The organism is Thermovirga lienii (assembly GCF_036847465.1).
Lineage (GTDB): Bacteria > Synergistota > Synergistia > Synergistales > Thermovirgaceae > Thermovirga > Thermovirga lienii.
The window spans coordinates 75,064-90,190 of record NZ_DAITZW010000003.1; the positions used below are offsets into that span (position 1 = coordinate 75,064).

The following is a 15,127-nucleotide window of genomic DNA, read 5'->3' on the forward strand; positions in this document are numbered from 1 at the left end:
GGTGGTCTGATATTCATGTCCGAGATTAGAATTGGGACATGTTCGTGGATGGACCGCTCGCTGGTGGCAAGCGGGTGGTATCCCAAAAGTGCGAAGGATCCCGAGGATAAGCTGAAGTTTTATTCCCAGCACTTTGACACTGTGGAGGTAGACAGCTCCTTTTACGCCATCCCCAAGGAAAAATCTATTTATGCATGGGCGTTGAGAACCCCTCCTAATTTTTTGTTCAACGTGAAGGCCTTTGGATTGTTCACTTTTCATGCCATATCGCTCAAATCTTTGCCTCTAGAGATAAGAGACGGCATGAATTTAGCCAGGAGGGACCGAGTTAAGTTGTTCGACCTTGAAAGGTCTGTCAGGAGTTTACTTTGGGAGGTTTTTTATCGTAGGATATATGTTCTGCATAATATGGGACGTTTAGGATATCTTTTGTTTCAGTTTCCGCCCTGGTTCAAGTATGAAGCTAAGACTTTGGAGTATATAAGGTTCTTGGCTAAAAAGAGCAGGCCGTTTAAGGTTGCGGTGGAGATCAGGCACAGGTCTTGGCTAGAAGATGATAACAAGGCAGCTTTCCTGAAATTGCTGGAGGATGAAAACTTGGCTTATGTAGCCGTTGATGAGCCCAAGTTGGTATGGACCGTGCCGTTTGAATGGCCCGTGACTGCAAGCTGGGGAACGGTGTTGAGGTTGCACGGAAGAAACAGTGAGGCATGGATGAAAAAGAATATCTCTGTTGCGGAACGCTTTGCCTATAGATATGACGAGGCGGAACTAAGGTCGATAGCAGAAGAAGTAGCAGCTAGAATAGAACAAGTTCCATCAGCCTACGTCATGTTCAACAACTGTTTTAGAGATTTTGCTGTCAAGAATGCTCTCCAGATGAAACGTTATTTAGGTATGGGGGGAGGAAGCACTTTAGAAGTTGAGCAAAAAAATCTTCCCATGGATTGAGCTAAAGGCTATTATGAAGTTAACGTCCTGAGTTTTATAAGATTTTGGGGGTGTGATAGTTGACAGTTATGTACGTTAAGAAAGAATTTACTTTTGATGCAGCTCATTATCTAGGGAAATATCACGGAAAATGCGAACGCCTTCATGGGCATACATACAGGCTGGCAGTCACTGTAAAGGGAGAACCCGACAGTGAAGGTATGGTGATGGATTTCTTGGAGCTCAAGGCAATCGTGCAGGAAAAAGTATTGTCAGCCCTTGACCATTCTTGCTTGAACGATCTGGTAGCCCAACCGACGACGGAGAACATGGTTTTATGGATAAAGGAAAAGTTGGAACCTGAATTTAAAGGGAAGAGCTGCTCCCTTGCCGAAATAGAGCTTTGGGAGAGTCCGGGCAGTTCCGTTATATTGAGGCTGGAGAAGATTTGACATGAAGGACGTTCAGAACGAAAAAGATACCCGCAATATCCCAATAGATAGGGTAGGAGTTACTTCCGTCTCCTATCCCATCGTCGTTTTGGACCCTAAGGAGAACCTGCAACACACGGTCGCTAACGTCACCATGGCGGTGTCGTTACCCCGTAAATTCAGGGGCACTCATATGAGCAGGTTCCTTGAGGTCCTCAACGAATTCAAGGGAAGGGTAACTCTTGAGAGCCTTGAGCAGGTTACCGTCGACTTAAAAAGAAAATTGAATGCAAGTGGATCAGAGGTGAAAATAGAATTCCCCTATTTTATAAACAGAAAGGCTCCCGTTAGCGGATCCACTAGTTACACAAGGTACGATGTGGTTTTCTGGGCCTCCTACGATGAACATTTTGATTTTACGATGAAAGTCACAGTCCCAGTTCAGACCCTATGTCCTTGCTCGAAAGAGATATCCGAGTATGGTGCTCACAACCAGAGGGCAAAAGTTTCCATTGAGGTGAGAATGAACAAACGCATTTGGATAGAGGAGTTAGTGGATGTAGCAGAGAGTTGCGCCTCCTCCCCAGTCTATACCCTGCTTAAAAGAAAAGATGAAAAATTTGTAACGGAGCAGGCATATTCCAATCCTAGATTCGTAGAAGATGTAGTCAGAGACGTGGCCCTAAAATTAGATCAGGATGACAGAGTGGATTGGTTCTCCGTTTCAGTAGTAAGTCAGGAGAGCATCCACAATCATGATGCCTTTGCGAGTCTAGTAAGGGATAAGAGGAGTTGAAGCCCATGGGAAGTAAGGTGTTATTGGTAGGCAAGGCTTTCAAGAAGCTTTTTCCAGAAGTGGAGAGTGTTTTTGATGGTCTGGAGGTAGATGTGTGCTCGGAAGAAGAGCTCTTGAATTACCTTCCCTCAACTGAGGTAATGGTGATAGGACCTATGAAAGTCGACGAAGCCCTTTTGAATAAGGCCCCGAATCTCAAATTTATACATCAATGGGGTGTAGGCGTAGAGAAAATAGATCTGACAGCTTGTGCCGAGCGAGGGGTAAAGGTTTGCAATGTTCCGGCCAAAGGCACAGGAAACGCAGAGGGTGTTGGAGAATTGGCGATAATGCACATGCTTCTTTTAGCTCGGAGGTGGAACCGTACCCAGGAGAACTTACGTAAAAAAAGGCTGTATGCCCCTAGAGGTGTGGCCTTGTGGAAAAAGACGGTGACAGTAATAGGACTTGGAAATGTGGGCCAATGTGTCATCCAGAGGGTTAAAGGTTTTGGTATGAATGTAATAGGAGTGAACAGGTCTTTCAGGCCGGAATTCGACTCTTTAATGCTAGACGAGTTCTGCCTGCTGAAGGACTTGCATCGGGTCCTTCCCAGAAGCAATTTTATAGTTTTGGCATTGGAGCTTAATAAGGAAACCATGAACATAGTTGATGAATCATTTTTCGACGCTGTCTCTGAAGGAACTTACCTAATCAATGTGGCGCGGGCGGAACTTGTGAAAAGAAGCGCTTTAGAGAAAGCTCTTGAGGGAGGCAAGCTTGCGGGTATAGGTTTGGATGTCTTTTGGGATGAGCCTGCAGATCCTGAAGACCCTCTGTTAGCCGATCCTAGAGTCTTGGTTACCCCTCATATAGGAGGGGTAACAGATGAAGCCGTGAAGGGAGTTGCCAATTTTATTGCAGATAACATAAGACGTTTCTACGGAGGCGAAGAATTAAAATCTTTACTGACACGTGGTAATGAGAACTGAAGGTCTGTACCTGATATGAGAAGGAATAGAAGGAAGAACAAACATAAAGCCACTGACAAGATATTCTTGAAATTGCTTTACGTCATATGCTTTGCAGGCATAGTGGCGGGGGCCGTTTACGTATATATCAAGTGGTATGAGCGCTATTCTGCTGCAAGGCCTGCTTTGGCACTGGCGGAAGGATCTTTTTATATCGACGAGACACCTTTAAAGGCCGTGCTGTTGTGGAATGAAAAGGTTATTTACTCCCCAAACGTAGGTAGGGTCTTTTATCCTAAGGGAGTGGGACCGTTCTTCGTTGGAGAGAACGAGACCTTAGCATTTATAGAGTTGGATTCTGGCAGTAAGGTGCAAATTAAGGCCAAAGAACCAGGCTACTTTGTTGCAGGAACAGATGGATATGAAGATAAATGGAATTATATCAATCTATGGAATCATCCTGGGATATCGGTAGAGAAGAAACTAAAACTTATGAGGGATGGTGCGGTTGTCTCTAAAGGGACACCTATAGGCAAGTTAATACCCCAACCCCAACGTTTGCGAGCGATCGTATATTTGGGTCATTTCCCGCTATTGAATGAGTTGATTAAGGGTAGAAAGATGAGCATTAAGATGAACAAAGATAGTTTTATGTTTGATGCAGACATAGAGGCAATAAGCCAGACTGGTTCTCTGAGTAAGGTTTATGTTACATTACCTTTTTTCCCTTTGGAGTATATTTATTCAAGGGGTACCAGTTTAATTTTGTGTATGGGGGAGAGAAGAGGTGTAGTTGTACCAGAAAGCTCTGTTCTTATGCAGGATGGGAAGCTGTGGGTTTACAAAGTTGAAGGAGATGAAGTAATAAGACACGAAATAGAAGGCCTTCCTGTTGGCAAAGGGAAGTTTATGGTCACTAATGGACTTAAACCGGGCGAAGTCGTGGTTAAGAACGCTTCAAAGGCCAGGGAGGGAGTGATCAGATTATGGTGATAGAGGTTATATCGATGAATGTAGCGAAGATAAAAGAGAGGATAGCGGATGCTGCCATCAAGGCCGGCAGAAAGCCTGAGGAAATCAAAATAGTAGCAGCCACGAAGACGAGGACATTGGAGGAAATGATCGCGGTTGCAAAAAGCGGAGTTTACGCCATAGGTGAGAATAGGGTTCAAGAAGCCATGGCGAAAAAGAATAGCTGGCCCGAAGATGTCCGTATACCGTGGCATTTCATTGGTACCCTTCAAAGGAACAAGGCCAGAAAGGCCATAGACATATTTGACTGTATTCAGAGTGTGAACAGCTCTACCTTGGCTGATACGCTCCAGCGCATAGCCAAGGAAAAAAATAAGAAGCTGGAGTGCATGGTTGAAGTGAACATATCAGGCGAGGAAAGCAAACAGGGAGTAGATCCAGGGGACGTTGAGGCGTTGGTGGAACATGTATTGAACGACTGTGATTGCCTTAAACTCATAGGATTGATGGGCATGGCCCCTTTAACTGAGAAAGAGTTCGAGATCAGAAGATCTTTTGCGCTTCTTAGGGAGCTTTGTTCTAAGCTTGAAGAGTCATTACAAATAAGGTTGCCGGAGCTTTCAATGGGAATGAGTGATGATTTCGAATATGCGATAATGGAAGGTAGCACCATGGTTAGAATAGGCACGGCTCTTTTTGGTCCAAGAAGGTGAGCTTGTGAAGAAAGGTGAGGAAAGGAGGGAACGGCATGGGAACTATTATGACGGTGCTGGACATCGAGAACATTTCTTTCAGCAGGTCATTGCGGGGATACAACCCGGAAGAGGTGGAGGATTTCATCGAAAAGGTTATAGCTACTGTTCAGGACTACGCTGAAAAGGTTAAGGTCCTTGAAACAACGGTTGCAAGGATGGAAGATCAGTTGAGGGAGTACAACGAGTTAAAGAAATCTCTGCAGGACGCCCTCATCCTTGCGCAGAAAAGTGCCGAGGAGCGGGTGAGCAATGCAGAGAGCAAGGCAGAGGTTATAATAGCCGAAGCGGAGGCCGAGGCCCATAAGATCGTCATGGATGCCAGAGAGAAAGCTGAAGCATACAGGAGAGATATTGAACGTCTAAAGCAGGTAAGGTACCAGTTCATAGCAGAATTCAAGGGCTTGATATCAAAATATGGATCGTTGCTCAATTCTTTGGAGGCGACGAACATCGAGAAGGAAGAAGTTTTATCTGAGGAGGCATAAAAGCGCATTTGGAAAAGTTGAGAAAAATTGATCTTAGTTCTCCTATTCAGTACCTTAAGGGAGTAGGTCCAGTAAGGGCAAGAAAGTTTAGAAAGCTTGGGGTTGAAACTGTAGAAGATTTGCTGTGGTTTATGCCGAGAAGGTATGAGGATAGGAGCAAGTTATCGGATTTGTCATCCCTGGAACCAGGAGAGACAAAGGCCTTTTTGGCCCGTGTTGTAAGCACAGAAGAGAGGAAAGCCAAGAGAAGGAATCTTACTATCAGCACTGCTTTGCTCACTGATGGTTCATCGTTTGTCCAGGCAGTTTGGTTCAATCGCCCAGGGTTGAAGAGTGTCTTAGAGCCTGGCACTAGAGTGGCTGTTTATGGAAAAATCGAAATAAGGGAAGGAATAAAACAGGTCAATAACGGTGAATTTGAGGTGTTGGACGAGGATTCATCTCCCGAGAACGTGGGAATGATCGTGCCTGTATATCCCGGAACTCAGGGATTGGTTCAAAAGTGGATTAGGAAAATAGTGAAGGAAGCTTTGCGTTTGATAGAGGAAGAAGTGGAAGACCCTTTGCCCATAGACATCTTGACTAAATACGATTATCCCGACTTTTTCCGAGCTATCAAGGAAATGCACTTCCCAAGCTCCAGGGAGAGTTGGTTGGCTGCCCGTAACAGGTTGGCCTTCCAGGAGCTTTTCTTGTTGCAACTGGGACTTGCTGTGAGGCGAAGGTCTTACGTTGAGGACAATAAGGGGCATAAATTCAACGTGAACGGCCCTTTGGTGGATACGTTCATTCACAAAGTGCTACCCTTTAAGTTAACGGATGCCCAAAAAAGAGTGTTTTCAGAGATAAGGGATGATGTGTCGAAAGAAATACCAATGAACAGGCTTTTGCAGGGAGACGTAGGATCTGGTAAAACGGTTATTGCGATACTTTTCATGCTCTGTGCTATAGACAGCGGATATCAGGCTGCTTTTATGGCCCCTACCGAGGTTCTTGCCAAGCAGCATTTCGAAAAGATTCATAAATGGTTGACCCCCTTGGGAGTAAAGGTTTCTTTGTTGACAGGTTCTGTGCCTTCCGCAGAGAAAAGGATAATTTACGAGGAAGTTTCTAATGGATTGGTGAACATCGTCGTAGGTACCCATGCCCTAATACAGGACAATTTGGTTTTCCGGGATCTAGGTGCTGTTGTCATAGATGAACAGCATAGGTTTGGGGTATTGCAAAGGGGCATCTTGGCTGATAAGGGGGAACATCCCCATGTTCTGGTTATGACTGCGACTCCTATTCCAAGGACTTTGACGCTTTCGGTTTATGGTGATTTGTCCGTGTCTGTCATAGATGAAATGCCGCCTGGCAGGAAAGATATAATAACTAAAAGCGTGAAAAAGGAGCAGGAGTCAGAACTCTTAAGTTTTTTGAAAGAAGAGATAAAAGCAGGTGGGCAGGTCTACTGGATATGCCCTATGATAGATGAAAATGAGGAGTTGAGCATAGCGTCAGCAGAGAGTCGGTTTTCTCATTTGAGGGAGATATTTAAGGAAGAGACCGTTGCCCTTCTCCATGGAAAGAAACCCTATAGGGAGAAAGAACAGATAATGAGAGATTTCGAAAAGGGGCATATTGATGTTTTGGTGTCCACAACTGTTATAGAGGTGGGAATTGATGTGCCCAATGCGACTGTCATGGTGATTGAAGATCCGTGGAGGTTTGGACTATCGCAATTGCACCAGTTGAGGGGTAGGGTCGGCAGAGGCAATAAGCAGGGATATTGTTTCCTTTTGGGCCGGCCGGACGATTATGATGGAAAAAGGAAGATTGCAGCAATGTGTTCCACTAACGATGGCTTCAAGATCGCTGAGGCGGACCTTGCCATAAGGGGGCCAGGTGAAGTGTGTGGAACAAGACAGCATGGAGTAACAGATTTTAGGGTTGCCAACTTGCTTCGTGACAGGAAAATACTTAACTTGGCCAGAAAAGAAGCTTTCTCTTTGATAGAAAAGGATCCCAAGCTGGAGGGATACCCCAAACTGAAAGAATTATTATTGAGACAGCTGGGAGATAAATTGGATTTGGTGATAACGGCATGAACGAAGAAGAGAGAAAAGCCAAAGAGTTTGCAATGAGGCTGTTAAGTAAAAGGGCATACACCCGAAAGGAAGTGATGGATAAGCTCAGAAGGAAAAACTTTAAAGAAGAAGTTTCGACAAAGGTGGTAGAAATTCTGGAAGAATATGGTTTAATAGATGATAAATTTTATGCTGTGTGTTTTGCTGAAACCCACCAGGAGTGGGGCCTGAGAAGGATTTTGCTGGAGCTTCGTAGAAGGGGAATATCGCAAAGAGATATGGAAGAGGTGAAAGAGCGGTTTGGCGAGGAGGAGTTTGAAAAATGTCTCAGGTTGGCTTCTGAATGGAACGGTCTCCTGAGCAAGGAACAAATGACAGCTAGGCTGCTAAGGAGGGGGTTTGCCCCTTCAACAATAAGGAAGGTCTTAGACGCAACTTGTGAAGATTTAGTTTAATGGGTAGAATACGGTTGGTGCGAAAGCACTCGTAAGATATGGAATATCCTGTAATTACTATTATGTAACTTGACAATGGAATAAGGGGTGATGTTTACATGCTACCATTTGTGCTCGTAGCGGGCGCTGTCGTAGGCGTTGCTGCCGGCTTTTTTGCTTACAGGATTCTCATAACGAAAAAAATAAGAACTGCGGAAGAAGAGCGAGAGAGAATCCTTAAAGAGGCCCAGCAGGAAGCCGAAAGGCAGAAAAGAGAGATATTAACGGAAGCTAAGGAAGAAATAATAAGGTTGCGCCAAGAAACTGAGAGGGAGATTAGGGAAAGGCGAATAGAGCTGCAAAGAGCGGAGAGGAAAATAGAACAGAAAGAGGAAAATTTAGAGAAGAGGCTGGACATTCTTCAGAGGCGCGAGGACGAAATAAGGCAGAAACAAGAAGAACTTAGAAAGAAGAGCGAAGAAATTGATGTCTTGCATAAGGAACAACTGAAGAAATTGGAAGAGATAGTAGGTATGACGAGGGAAGAGGCCAAGGATCTATTGCTGAAAGAGGCCGAAGAGGAAGCAGCATATTTTATCGGAGCAAAAATTAAAGAGTTGGAAGAAAAGGCTAAAAGGGAAGCTGAAAAGCGAGCAAGAGAGATAGTGGTTAGCGCGATACAGAGGTGTGCAGTGGATCAAACCTCGGAGATGGCGGTCAGCGTGGTAAATTTGCCGTCTGACGAGATGAAAGGAAGGATAATAGGTCGTGAAGGCAGAAACATAAGAGCCTTCGAGACTTACACGGGGGTAGACTTGATTGTAGATGATACCCCTGAGGCGGTTGCTCTGAGCAGCTTTGACCCGGTAAGGAGAGAGGTCGCGAGGTTATCCTTGGAGAGGTTGGTCACGGATGGTCGCATTCATCCTGCCAGGATAGAAGAGGTCGTAGAGAAAGCTCAAAAAGATGTGGAAGAGATGATACTTGAGGCGGGAGAGGAAGCTTTACTGGACGTGGGGATAAAATCCATCCATCCTGAGTTGGTTAAGCTACTGGGACAACTCAAGTTCAGGACGAGCTATGGACAAAACGTTCTCTCTCATAGCTTGGAGGTTGCACACCTAGCTGGAATGATGGCGGCAGAGCTCAATCTGGACGAAACTCTGGCTAAGCGTGCTGGCTTGCTGCACGACATAGGCAAGGCTGTGGATCACAAAATGGAAGGTCCCCATGCTCTGATTGGAAGGGATTTAGCCAAGCGCTATGGGGAACCTCCCGAAGTTGTCAGCGCTATAGCTTCTCACCATGAAGATGAGGAAATGACTTCTGTCTACGATGTCTTAGTGGCTGCTGCCGATGCTGTAAGTGCCTCAAGGCCTGGTGCTAGAAGGGAAAGCCTGGAGTCGTATATCAGAAGGCTTGAAAAACTTGAATCTCTGGCAAAATCCTTCAAGGGAGTAAGCAAGGCATATGCAATTCAGGCTGGAAGAGAAGTTAGGGTCATGGTCTCTCCTAACGTTGCTGACGACGAGGCCATACATAAAATAGCCTTTGATATAGCCAGAAAAATAGAAGAAGAGATGAAATATCCAGGCCAGATAAAAGTTGTCGTGGTAAGAGAGACCAGGTCCGTTGAGTACGCAAAATAGGGAAAGATAGGAGAAAGCAATGAAGATTCTTTTTGTGGGGGACATAGTCGGAAGACCGGGAAGAGTGCTCCTTCGTGAAAACTTAAAGCAGCTGGAATCTCGGTTTGGCCCCTTTGATTTTCGCATTGCCAATGCAGAAAACGCTGCCGGGGGGTTTGGGCTTACAGAGAAGGTGATGAACGAGCTTTTCAGTATGGGTTTCCACTGCCTAACTAGTGGGAATCATATATGGGACAAGAAAGACTTTCTCGAGGTTCTGGACAGCGAAAGAAGGCTGCTGAGGCCTGCCAATTACCCTCCGGGGGTTCATGGGCAGGGGTATGGTTTTTTCCTCTCAGATAAGGGTACTAGGGTGTTGGTTGTAAATTTACAAGGCAGAGTATTTATGCCTCCAATTGATTGTCCCTTCAGAAAGGCCGAGGAGATCATTAGAGATAGCAATGCTGAAGTAGTTGTAGTTGACTTTCATGCAGAGGCGACCTCAGAAAAAAAGGCGATGGGGCTGTTTCTAGACGGAAAAGTATCTTGCGTCCTGGGTACTCATACGCACGTTCAGACGGCAGATGAGCAAATATTGCCCAACGGGACGGCTTACATAACCGATGTGGGTATGACAGGCGGTCATGCTGGAGTTATAGGCATGGAGAAGTCAGGAGTCATGGAAAGGTTTCTCAAGGGTACGCCTTCCAAGTTTGAGGTATGCAAAGAGGGATTGATATTGAACGCAGTGGTGGTGGAAGTAGATGAAACCACAGGGAAGGCAACCAATATTTTAAGGATTTATGAAGTTTACGAAAAATGAGAGGCGGGAGAATTCTCCCGCCTCTCATTTTTTTGTCTAGCTCAGCAGATTCGCGGGAGCATCTCTCCTACGGGCATATCTACGAGTCGTTTTCCCCCAGCTTTTGTGTTCATTCCCACATAACCTTTGTGTTCTTCAGTGATTTGTCCAATTATTTGTGCCTTTTTCCCGAGCTCGTGGGCTTTTAACTTCGAAAGAACCTTTTCAGCATCTTCTGGGGCGACAGCTATCACGGCACAGCCCTCGCATGCTAAGTAAAGGGGATCGAAACCTAAAATGTCGCATATGGAAGAGACTTCACTGGAGATTGGGATCTTTTCTTCATAAATGTCTATTCCCAAGGATGTGGATTCGGCCCACTCACATAAGACTGTCCCTAAACCGCCCCTGGTGCAGTCCCTCATGCATTTTATGCCTTTCATCTCTATTATTTGCTCCACCAAGGGCCATAACGGGGCACAATCGGATTTTAGAGAGGGCACTGTCAGTCCGTATCTTGCGGCCGCTATAGTTGCTTCGTGTTGACCTATCTCTGTGGTGACTATTAGTACGTCGCCAGGAACAAGGCGCACCATGCCCAGAGGCTCCCTGTCCAAAGGCGGAGTGCCTATAGCACAAGTAGTTATATATAGTCCGTCGACTTGACCTTTCGGTAGCACCTTGGTATCTCCTGTCACAAGCTGTATTGAGAGTTCAGCGCATGTATTTGCAGCGCTTTCCATGTAGGATAAAAGCTCATTTTTATCAAGTCCTTCTTCTGCTATCAAGCCCATAGCGATGAATTTGGGTTTAGCCCCTCTCATGGCTAGGTCGTTTACGGAGCCACAGATTGCAAGTTTCCCTATGTCGCCCCCAGGGAACGTCCTTGGAGATACGGTGTATCCGTCTATAGTTACAGCGATATTACCGTCGACGATTGCACAGTCCTCCAGATAGGGGCTGGAGGAGGTCTTTTGGAAAGGCCTCAATATTTCGGATATTATTTCTGAGGTCAGCCTTCCGCCGGTTCCATGTCCTATGTGCAGTTTCTCCATTATAATTGCCCCTTCCTGTCGTACTTGTATTGTGCAGCGCAGCTACCTTCGCTTGACACCATGCATGGCCCTACGGGCTTCATGGGGGTACAAGCCCTGCCGAAGAGAGGACATTCTATTGGGCTTATGAGGCCCTTCAAGACGTCGCCGCATCGGCAGCCCGTTGGGAGGGGTGAAGGCTTCTTTTCTATGTTTAGGCGGAGTGACGCGTCGTGGATTTCGAACTCTGGGCGTATCTTATAACCAGAAAGAGGTATCTCTCCTAGTCCTCTCCAATAGGCGTTGCATGGTTCGAAGACTTTGTCGAGAAGCTCTTGTGCGGTCTTATTGCCCTCCGGCCTTACCGCTCTTGGGTACATTGATTTAATTGTAGGTTCTCCTTTTATTACCTGCCTGGCTATTTCTAGAAGACCGGCCATTATTTCGAAGGGTTCAAATCCTGCAATAGCACAGGCTTTTCCGTATTTTTCAGGTATGAAGCGGTATGGGTTTAATCCTATGATTACGCTCACATGTCCTGGAAGTAGGAATCCGTCTAAAGACAGCTCTTCGGAGTTGGCTAAGGCTTCCAGTGCGAGGGGGACAGTTTTATGCATGCAAAGAACCAAAAAATTATCGAGCTTTCTTTTTTTTGCCTCAATCAAAGCCAAAGCTGTTGCTGGTGCTGTCGTCTCAAACCCGACTCCCAAAAAAACCACGTTTTTATCTGGGTTCTCTTCGGCAAGGTCGAGGGCTTGAGTGACAGAGGTTACTACCTTTACAGATCTTCCTCTAGCCCTACATTCTTGAAGAGAGGTCCAGCTTCCTGGGACCCGCAACATATCACCATATGTGGCCACTATGGAATCTTCCCTTTCTGCTATGGAAATAGCTGCATCTATCTCCGATTGGTCTGTTACGCATACGGGGCATCCAGGCCCTGATACGAGTTTGAAGGATTTAGGTAGTAGTGCCTTTAGGCCGTGGCGGAATATGGCAACTGTGTGAGTCCCGCATACTTCCATGACGGTAATGGATTTCGTAGCAGCTTCCTCTAGGAGAGAGTTTAAGGCGTGGGATAGTATAGGAACTATTTTTTCTTTATTTTCTGTTTGAGGCGTTTTCATTTTCCATCACTTCCCTTAGCTCTTCCCATAAGCTGCATATTTCTTCTCCTTCGCTTCCTTGAAGTTTTTCTATGGCGAAGCCAGCATGAACTAGAACCTTGTCGCCAATCGAGATGTTGGATACCATATCTGTTCGTATTTCAACCTCAACCGGTCCCGCTGCGGCTATGGCCCTGTTTTCGTCCAGTATTTTTATTATTTCGTGAGGTACTGCAAGACACATATCGGTGCTCCTTCCATAAGAGGTTGTAAGTCGTTAAACATTCTATCCTTAAATGGAAGAATTAGGAAGTGTTAGGATCCTCTGTCTTTGTTATTATAAATAAAGAAGCTTTTTGAGAGGGATGAAAGGAATTGAAGGTGAGCATAGTCCAGCTTGCAGTTTCTCACGGAGACCCTGAAAAAAACATACGCATGGTCATCAATACCTTGGAGAGTGCTCTCAAAAGAAGATGCGATGTTGTGGTGTTGCCTGAACTTTGGAATGCCACCTACCCAGTAACTGACCCTCGTATTCTTGTCAAGGATAATTCACATGTGCTTGACACCATTGGAAGACTGGCGAAAAGACATAAAGCTTGGATAGTGGCTGGTTCCATGGCTATTGCTACTAAAAGGGGAAACAGGAACAGATGCTATGTATACTCTCCTGATGGCGATAGGGTATTTTACGACAAAATTCACTTGTACCCAGGAATGAAAGAGCCTAACTTGTTCAGTGGCGGATCATCTTTAGGGATTGTGCCAATAGCGGGAATTTTGTGTGGAGTGATGATATGTTTCGACATGGAGTTCCCGGAAGTTCCCAGGGCTTTGGGAGAAAAGGGTGCAGTGGTGTTTTTTGTTCCAGGCGCTTGGCGAAGAGAGCATATTCGCCTTTGGAGAACTCTGCTTATAGCAAGGGCAATAGAGAACCAAGTGTTTGTCGTAGGAGTCAATAGATGCGATAAGGGCAAGAACTTTTCTTTCGGCGGGCAAAGCATGATAATTGATCCCTTTGGTGATGTATTGGTACATTTGGGCGAAAATCAAACCATAGAGAGTGTGTCGCTAGATTTGAGCTTGGTGGATGAAGCCAGGAGGAAAAATTCGATTGTGTCCTCCAAAAGACCCGCTCTTTACCGAAAGTGGAAATAAAAATATAATAGCATGCAAAATAAGGAGTTGCTGAGGAAAGGAAAGTTGAATTTAGGTTACAAGGTTTTTTAAAAATCAACCCAAGGTATTGCATGAAAATTCAAAAAATACTTATAATATAAAGGGCCTTTTATGAAGGGGAGGTGATGGCCAGGGCAGAGATGTAGGAGGCAAATGGTAGAGGCTATAAATAGATGATAGGAGGGATAGTATGAGTAACGGAGCGGAAAGAGAACAGTGGGGTTCCAGGTTGGGATTCATCTTGGCAGCGGCAGGCTCGGCTGTAGGTCTTGGGAATATATGGAGGTTCCCTTACATAACAGGACAAAACGGTGGGGCTGCCTTTGTTCTGCTTTACGTGGCTTTGGTGTTTATTATAGGCTTCTCTGTCATGTTGGCCGAGATAGCAATTGGTAGGGCTGCCCAGCTTAACGCCGTTGGCTCTTTTAAGAAGCTTAAGGGTGGAGCTTGGACGATTGTTGGTTGGATGGGTGTGGCCGCAGGTTTCATAATTCTTTCCTATTACGGTGTAATCGCAGGTTGGACCATAGCTTATTTCATCAAATCTTTTACTGGTCTAATGCAAATTGCGGAGCAAGGCAAAACAGCGGACTTCTTCGTAGGATTCATAACCAATCCCGGTTTGGTTATAGCATGGCAGGCTCTGTTCATGCTGGTGACGATTTATATAGTTTACAAAGGTATAGGAGAAGGGATAGAAAAGTATTGTAGGGTTTTGATGCCCGCCCTTTTCATTATTTTGCTTGTTTTGATCGTAAGATCTGTTACCCTGCCGGGTGCAGGAGCCGGTATCGATTTTTATCTAAAGCCTGATTTCTCCAAGATAACCGGAGGGACTTTGGGTGCCGCTTTGGGGCAGGCCTTCTTCTCTTTGTCTTTGGGCATGGGGTGTATGATCACCTATGGCAGCTATCTGGATAAGAAAGAAGTCCTGCCTGGTGCTGCAGCTCAGGTTTGTTTCCTGGATACTTTGGTAGCTTTCCTGGCCGGTTTGGTCATCTTCCCGGCAGTTTTTGCCTTTGGAGTAGAGCCTGGTGCAGGACCTGGGCTTACTTTCATCACTCTTCCCAACGTATTCGCTAAGATGCCTGGGGGAGCCATATGGTCAGGATTGTTCTTCTTGCTTCTTTTCGTTGCAGCGTTGACTTCTGCTATATCTCTTCTGGAAGTGGTATCCGCGTATTTCATTGATGAAATGAAATGGTCGAGGGCGAAAGCCGCGTGGATTAATGGGCTTGTTATATTCCTGCTGGGTATCCCTTCTGTGCTCGGCTTGGCGGGTAAGCTTCCCAAGTTTGCTGGAAGGGATTTCCTCGACTCCGCGGACTTCATAGCCTCCAACGTCCTCTTGCCCTTGGGCGGACTGTTTATAGCTTTGTTCGTGGGCTGGGTCTGGACGGAAGGAGCAGAGAAAGAAGTTACCAACAATGGCACAAAACCTTTTGCCCTTCACACTGCATGGCTCTGGGTGTGCAGAGTGATTGCCCCTATCGCTATCGCTTACATATTCATCACTGGCCTGAAATGGTAATGAAAAAGTAGTCATAGCCGTGTAA

Annotated in this window: 16 protein-coding genes; 13 read left to right on the top strand and 3 right to left on the bottom strand. The window is 45.7% G+C overall.

What is annotated here, in order from left to right; genetic code table 11:
- The first annotated feature begins 15 nt into the window (after positions 1–15).
- From V7Z69_RS02265 to V7Z69_RS02315, 11 genes are all read left to right on the top strand, one after another.
- Positions 16–951: a DUF72 domain-containing protein gene (locus V7Z69_RS02265; RefSeq protein ID WP_334138290.1), complete on the top strand. Its 936-nt coding sequence runs from the start codon at positions 16–18 to the stop codon at positions 949–951.
- A gap of 68 nt (positions 952–1,019) precedes the next feature.
- Positions 1,020–1,382: a 6-carboxytetrahydropterin synthase QueD gene (queD, locus tag V7Z69_RS02270; protein ID WP_041446077.1), complete on the top strand. Its 363-nt coding sequence runs from the start codon at positions 1,020–1,022 to the stop codon at positions 1,380–1,382.
- A gap of 1 nt (position 1,383) precedes the next feature.
- Positions 1,384–2,157, top strand: a complete 774-nt coding sequence (folE2, locus tag V7Z69_RS02275) for a GTP cyclohydrolase FolE2 (RefSeq protein ID WP_014163453.1) — start codon at positions 1,384–1,386, stop codon at positions 2,155–2,157.
- A gap of 5 nt (positions 2,158–2,162) precedes the next feature.
- Positions 2,163–3,128 carry a 2-hydroxyacid dehydrogenase gene (locus V7Z69_RS02280; RefSeq protein WP_014163452.1) on the top strand — a complete coding sequence of 322 codons (966 nt, stop codon included), beginning with the start codon at positions 2,163–2,165 and terminating at the stop codon, positions 3,126–3,128.
- Between the two features lie 15 nt (positions 3,129–3,143).
- Positions 3,144–4,100: an efflux RND transporter periplasmic adaptor subunit gene (locus V7Z69_RS02285; RefSeq protein WP_014163451.1), complete on the top strand. Its 957-nt coding sequence runs from the start codon at positions 3,144–3,146 to the stop codon at positions 4,098–4,100.
- Positions 4,094–4,792 carry a YggS family pyridoxal phosphate-dependent enzyme gene (locus tag V7Z69_RS02290; RefSeq protein WP_014163450.1) on the top strand — a complete coding sequence of 233 codons (699 nt, stop codon included), beginning with the start codon at positions 4,094–4,096 and terminating at the stop codon, positions 4,790–4,792. The genes V7Z69_RS02285 and V7Z69_RS02290 overlap by 7 nt, the downstream gene beginning before the upstream one ends.
- A gap of 35 nt (positions 4,793–4,827) precedes the next feature.
- Complete coding sequence (locus V7Z69_RS02295) at positions 4,828–5,319, top strand: DivIVA domain-containing protein (RefSeq protein ID WP_014163449.1); 492 nt, start codon at positions 4,828–4,830, stop codon at positions 5,317–5,319.
- 8 nt (positions 5,320–5,327) lie between these two features.
- A complete protein-coding gene (gene recG, locus V7Z69_RS02300; RefSeq protein ID WP_334138291.1) occupies positions 5,328–7,409 on the top strand; it encodes an ATP-dependent DNA helicase RecG in 2,082 nt (693 codons plus the stop codon).
- Positions 7,406–7,843 (top strand): regulatory protein RecX, encoded by a 438-nt coding sequence (locus V7Z69_RS02305; protein ID WP_334138292.1) that lies wholly within the window; start codon positions 7,406–7,408, stop codon positions 7,841–7,843. Before recG ends, V7Z69_RS02305 begins: the two co-directional genes overlap by 4 nt.
- Before the next feature lie 98 nt (positions 7,844–7,941).
- On the top strand, positions 7,942–9,471 hold the full coding sequence (rny, locus tag V7Z69_RS02310) for a ribonuclease Y (protein ID WP_334138293.1): 1,530 nt from the start codon (positions 7,942–7,944) through the stop codon (positions 9,469–9,471).
- Positions 9,472–9,490: 19 nt separating this feature from the next.
- Positions 9,491–10,273: a TIGR00282 family metallophosphoesterase gene (locus V7Z69_RS02315; protein WP_014163445.1), complete on the top strand. Its 783-nt coding sequence runs from the start codon at positions 9,491–9,493 to the stop codon at positions 10,271–10,273.
- A 41-nt stretch (positions 10,274–10,314) separates the two neighbouring features.
- Here V7Z69_RS02315 and hypE read toward each other — a convergent pair whose 3' ends face one another.
- From hypE to V7Z69_RS02330, 3 genes are read right to left on the bottom strand one after another with little or no spacing between them, the layout of a single operon-like run.
- Positions 10,315–11,307, bottom strand: a complete 993-nt coding sequence (gene hypE, locus V7Z69_RS02320) for a hydrogenase expression/formation protein HypE (RefSeq protein ID WP_014163444.1) — start codon at positions 11,305–11,307, stop codon at positions 10,315–10,317.
- A complete protein-coding gene (hypD, locus tag V7Z69_RS02325) occupies positions 11,307–12,413 on the bottom strand; it encodes a hydrogenase formation protein HypD (protein WP_014163443.1) in 1,107 nt (368 codons plus the stop codon). The genes hypE and hypD overlap by 1 nt, the downstream gene beginning before the upstream one ends.
- Positions 12,388–12,636: a HypC/HybG/HupF family hydrogenase formation chaperone gene (locus tag V7Z69_RS02330; RefSeq protein ID WP_334138294.1), complete on the bottom strand. Its 249-nt coding sequence runs from the start codon at positions 12,634–12,636 to the stop codon at positions 12,388–12,390. The genes hypD and V7Z69_RS02330 overlap by 26 nt, the downstream gene beginning before the upstream one ends.
- 137 nt (positions 12,637–12,773) lie before the next feature.
- Between V7Z69_RS02330 and V7Z69_RS02335 the strand changes: the two genes are divergently transcribed.
- Positions 12,774–13,550, top strand: a complete 777-nt coding sequence (locus V7Z69_RS02335) for a nitrilase-related carbon-nitrogen hydrolase (RefSeq protein WP_014163441.1) — start codon at positions 12,774–12,776, stop codon at positions 13,548–13,550.
- Between the two features lie 211 nt (positions 13,551–13,761).
- On the top strand, positions 13,762–15,102 hold the full coding sequence (locus V7Z69_RS02340) for a sodium-dependent transporter (RefSeq protein ID WP_334138296.1): 1,341 nt from the start codon (positions 13,762–13,764) through the stop codon (positions 15,100–15,102).
- Positions 15,103–15,127: the final 25 nt, after the last annotated feature.

Excerpts from the sequence above, each read along its gene's own strand:
- V7Z69_RS02290 (WP_014163450.1), top strand. The coding sequence starts at position 4,094 with ATGGTGATAGAGGTTATATCGATGAATGTAGCGAAGATAAAAGAGAGG.
- rny (WP_334138293.1), top strand. The coding sequence starts at position 7,942 with ATGCTACCATTTGTGCTCGTAGCGGGCGCTGTCGTAGGCGTTGCTGCC.
- V7Z69_RS02265 (WP_334138290.1), top strand. The coding sequence starts at position 16 with ATGTCCGAGATTAGAATTGGGACATGTTCGTGGATGGACCGCTCGCTG.
- hypE (WP_014163444.1), bottom strand. The coding sequence starts at position 11,307 with ATGGAGAAACTGCACATAGGACATGGAACCGGCGGAAGGCTGACCTCA.
- V7Z69_RS02285 (WP_014163451.1), top strand. The coding sequence starts at position 3,144 with ATGAGAAGGAATAGAAGGAAGAACAAACATAAAGCCACTGACAAGATA.
- V7Z69_RS02340 (WP_334138296.1), top strand. The coding sequence starts at position 13,762 with ATGAGTAACGGAGCGGAAAGAGAACAGTGGGGTTCCAGGTTGGGATTC.
- queD (WP_041446077.1), top strand. The coding sequence starts at position 1,020 with ATGTACGTTAAGAAAGAATTTACTTTTGATGCAGCTCATTATCTAGGG.
- V7Z69_RS02330 (WP_334138294.1), bottom strand. The coding sequence starts at position 12,636 with ATGTGTCTTGCAGTACCTCACGAAATAATAAAAATACTGGACGAAAAC.
- folE2 (WP_014163453.1), top strand. The coding sequence starts at position 1,384 with ATGAAGGACGTTCAGAACGAAAAAGATACCCGCAATATCCCAATAGAT.
- V7Z69_RS02315 (WP_014163445.1), top strand. The coding sequence starts at position 9,491 with ATGAAGATTCTTTTTGTGGGGGACATAGTCGGAAGACCGGGAAGAGTG.
- V7Z69_RS02280 (WP_014163452.1), top strand. The coding sequence starts at position 2,163 with ATGGGAAGTAAGGTGTTATTGGTAGGCAAGGCTTTCAAGAAGCTTTTT.
- V7Z69_RS02305 (WP_334138292.1), top strand. The coding sequence starts at position 7,406 with ATGAACGAAGAAGAGAGAAAAGCCAAAGAGTTTGCAATGAGGCTGTTA.
- V7Z69_RS02295 (WP_014163449.1), top strand. The coding sequence starts at position 4,828 with ATGGGAACTATTATGACGGTGCTGGACATCGAGAACATTTCTTTCAGC.
- hypD (WP_014163443.1), bottom strand. The coding sequence starts at position 12,413 with ATGAAAACGCCTCAAACAGAAAATAAAGAAAAAATAGTTCCTATACTA.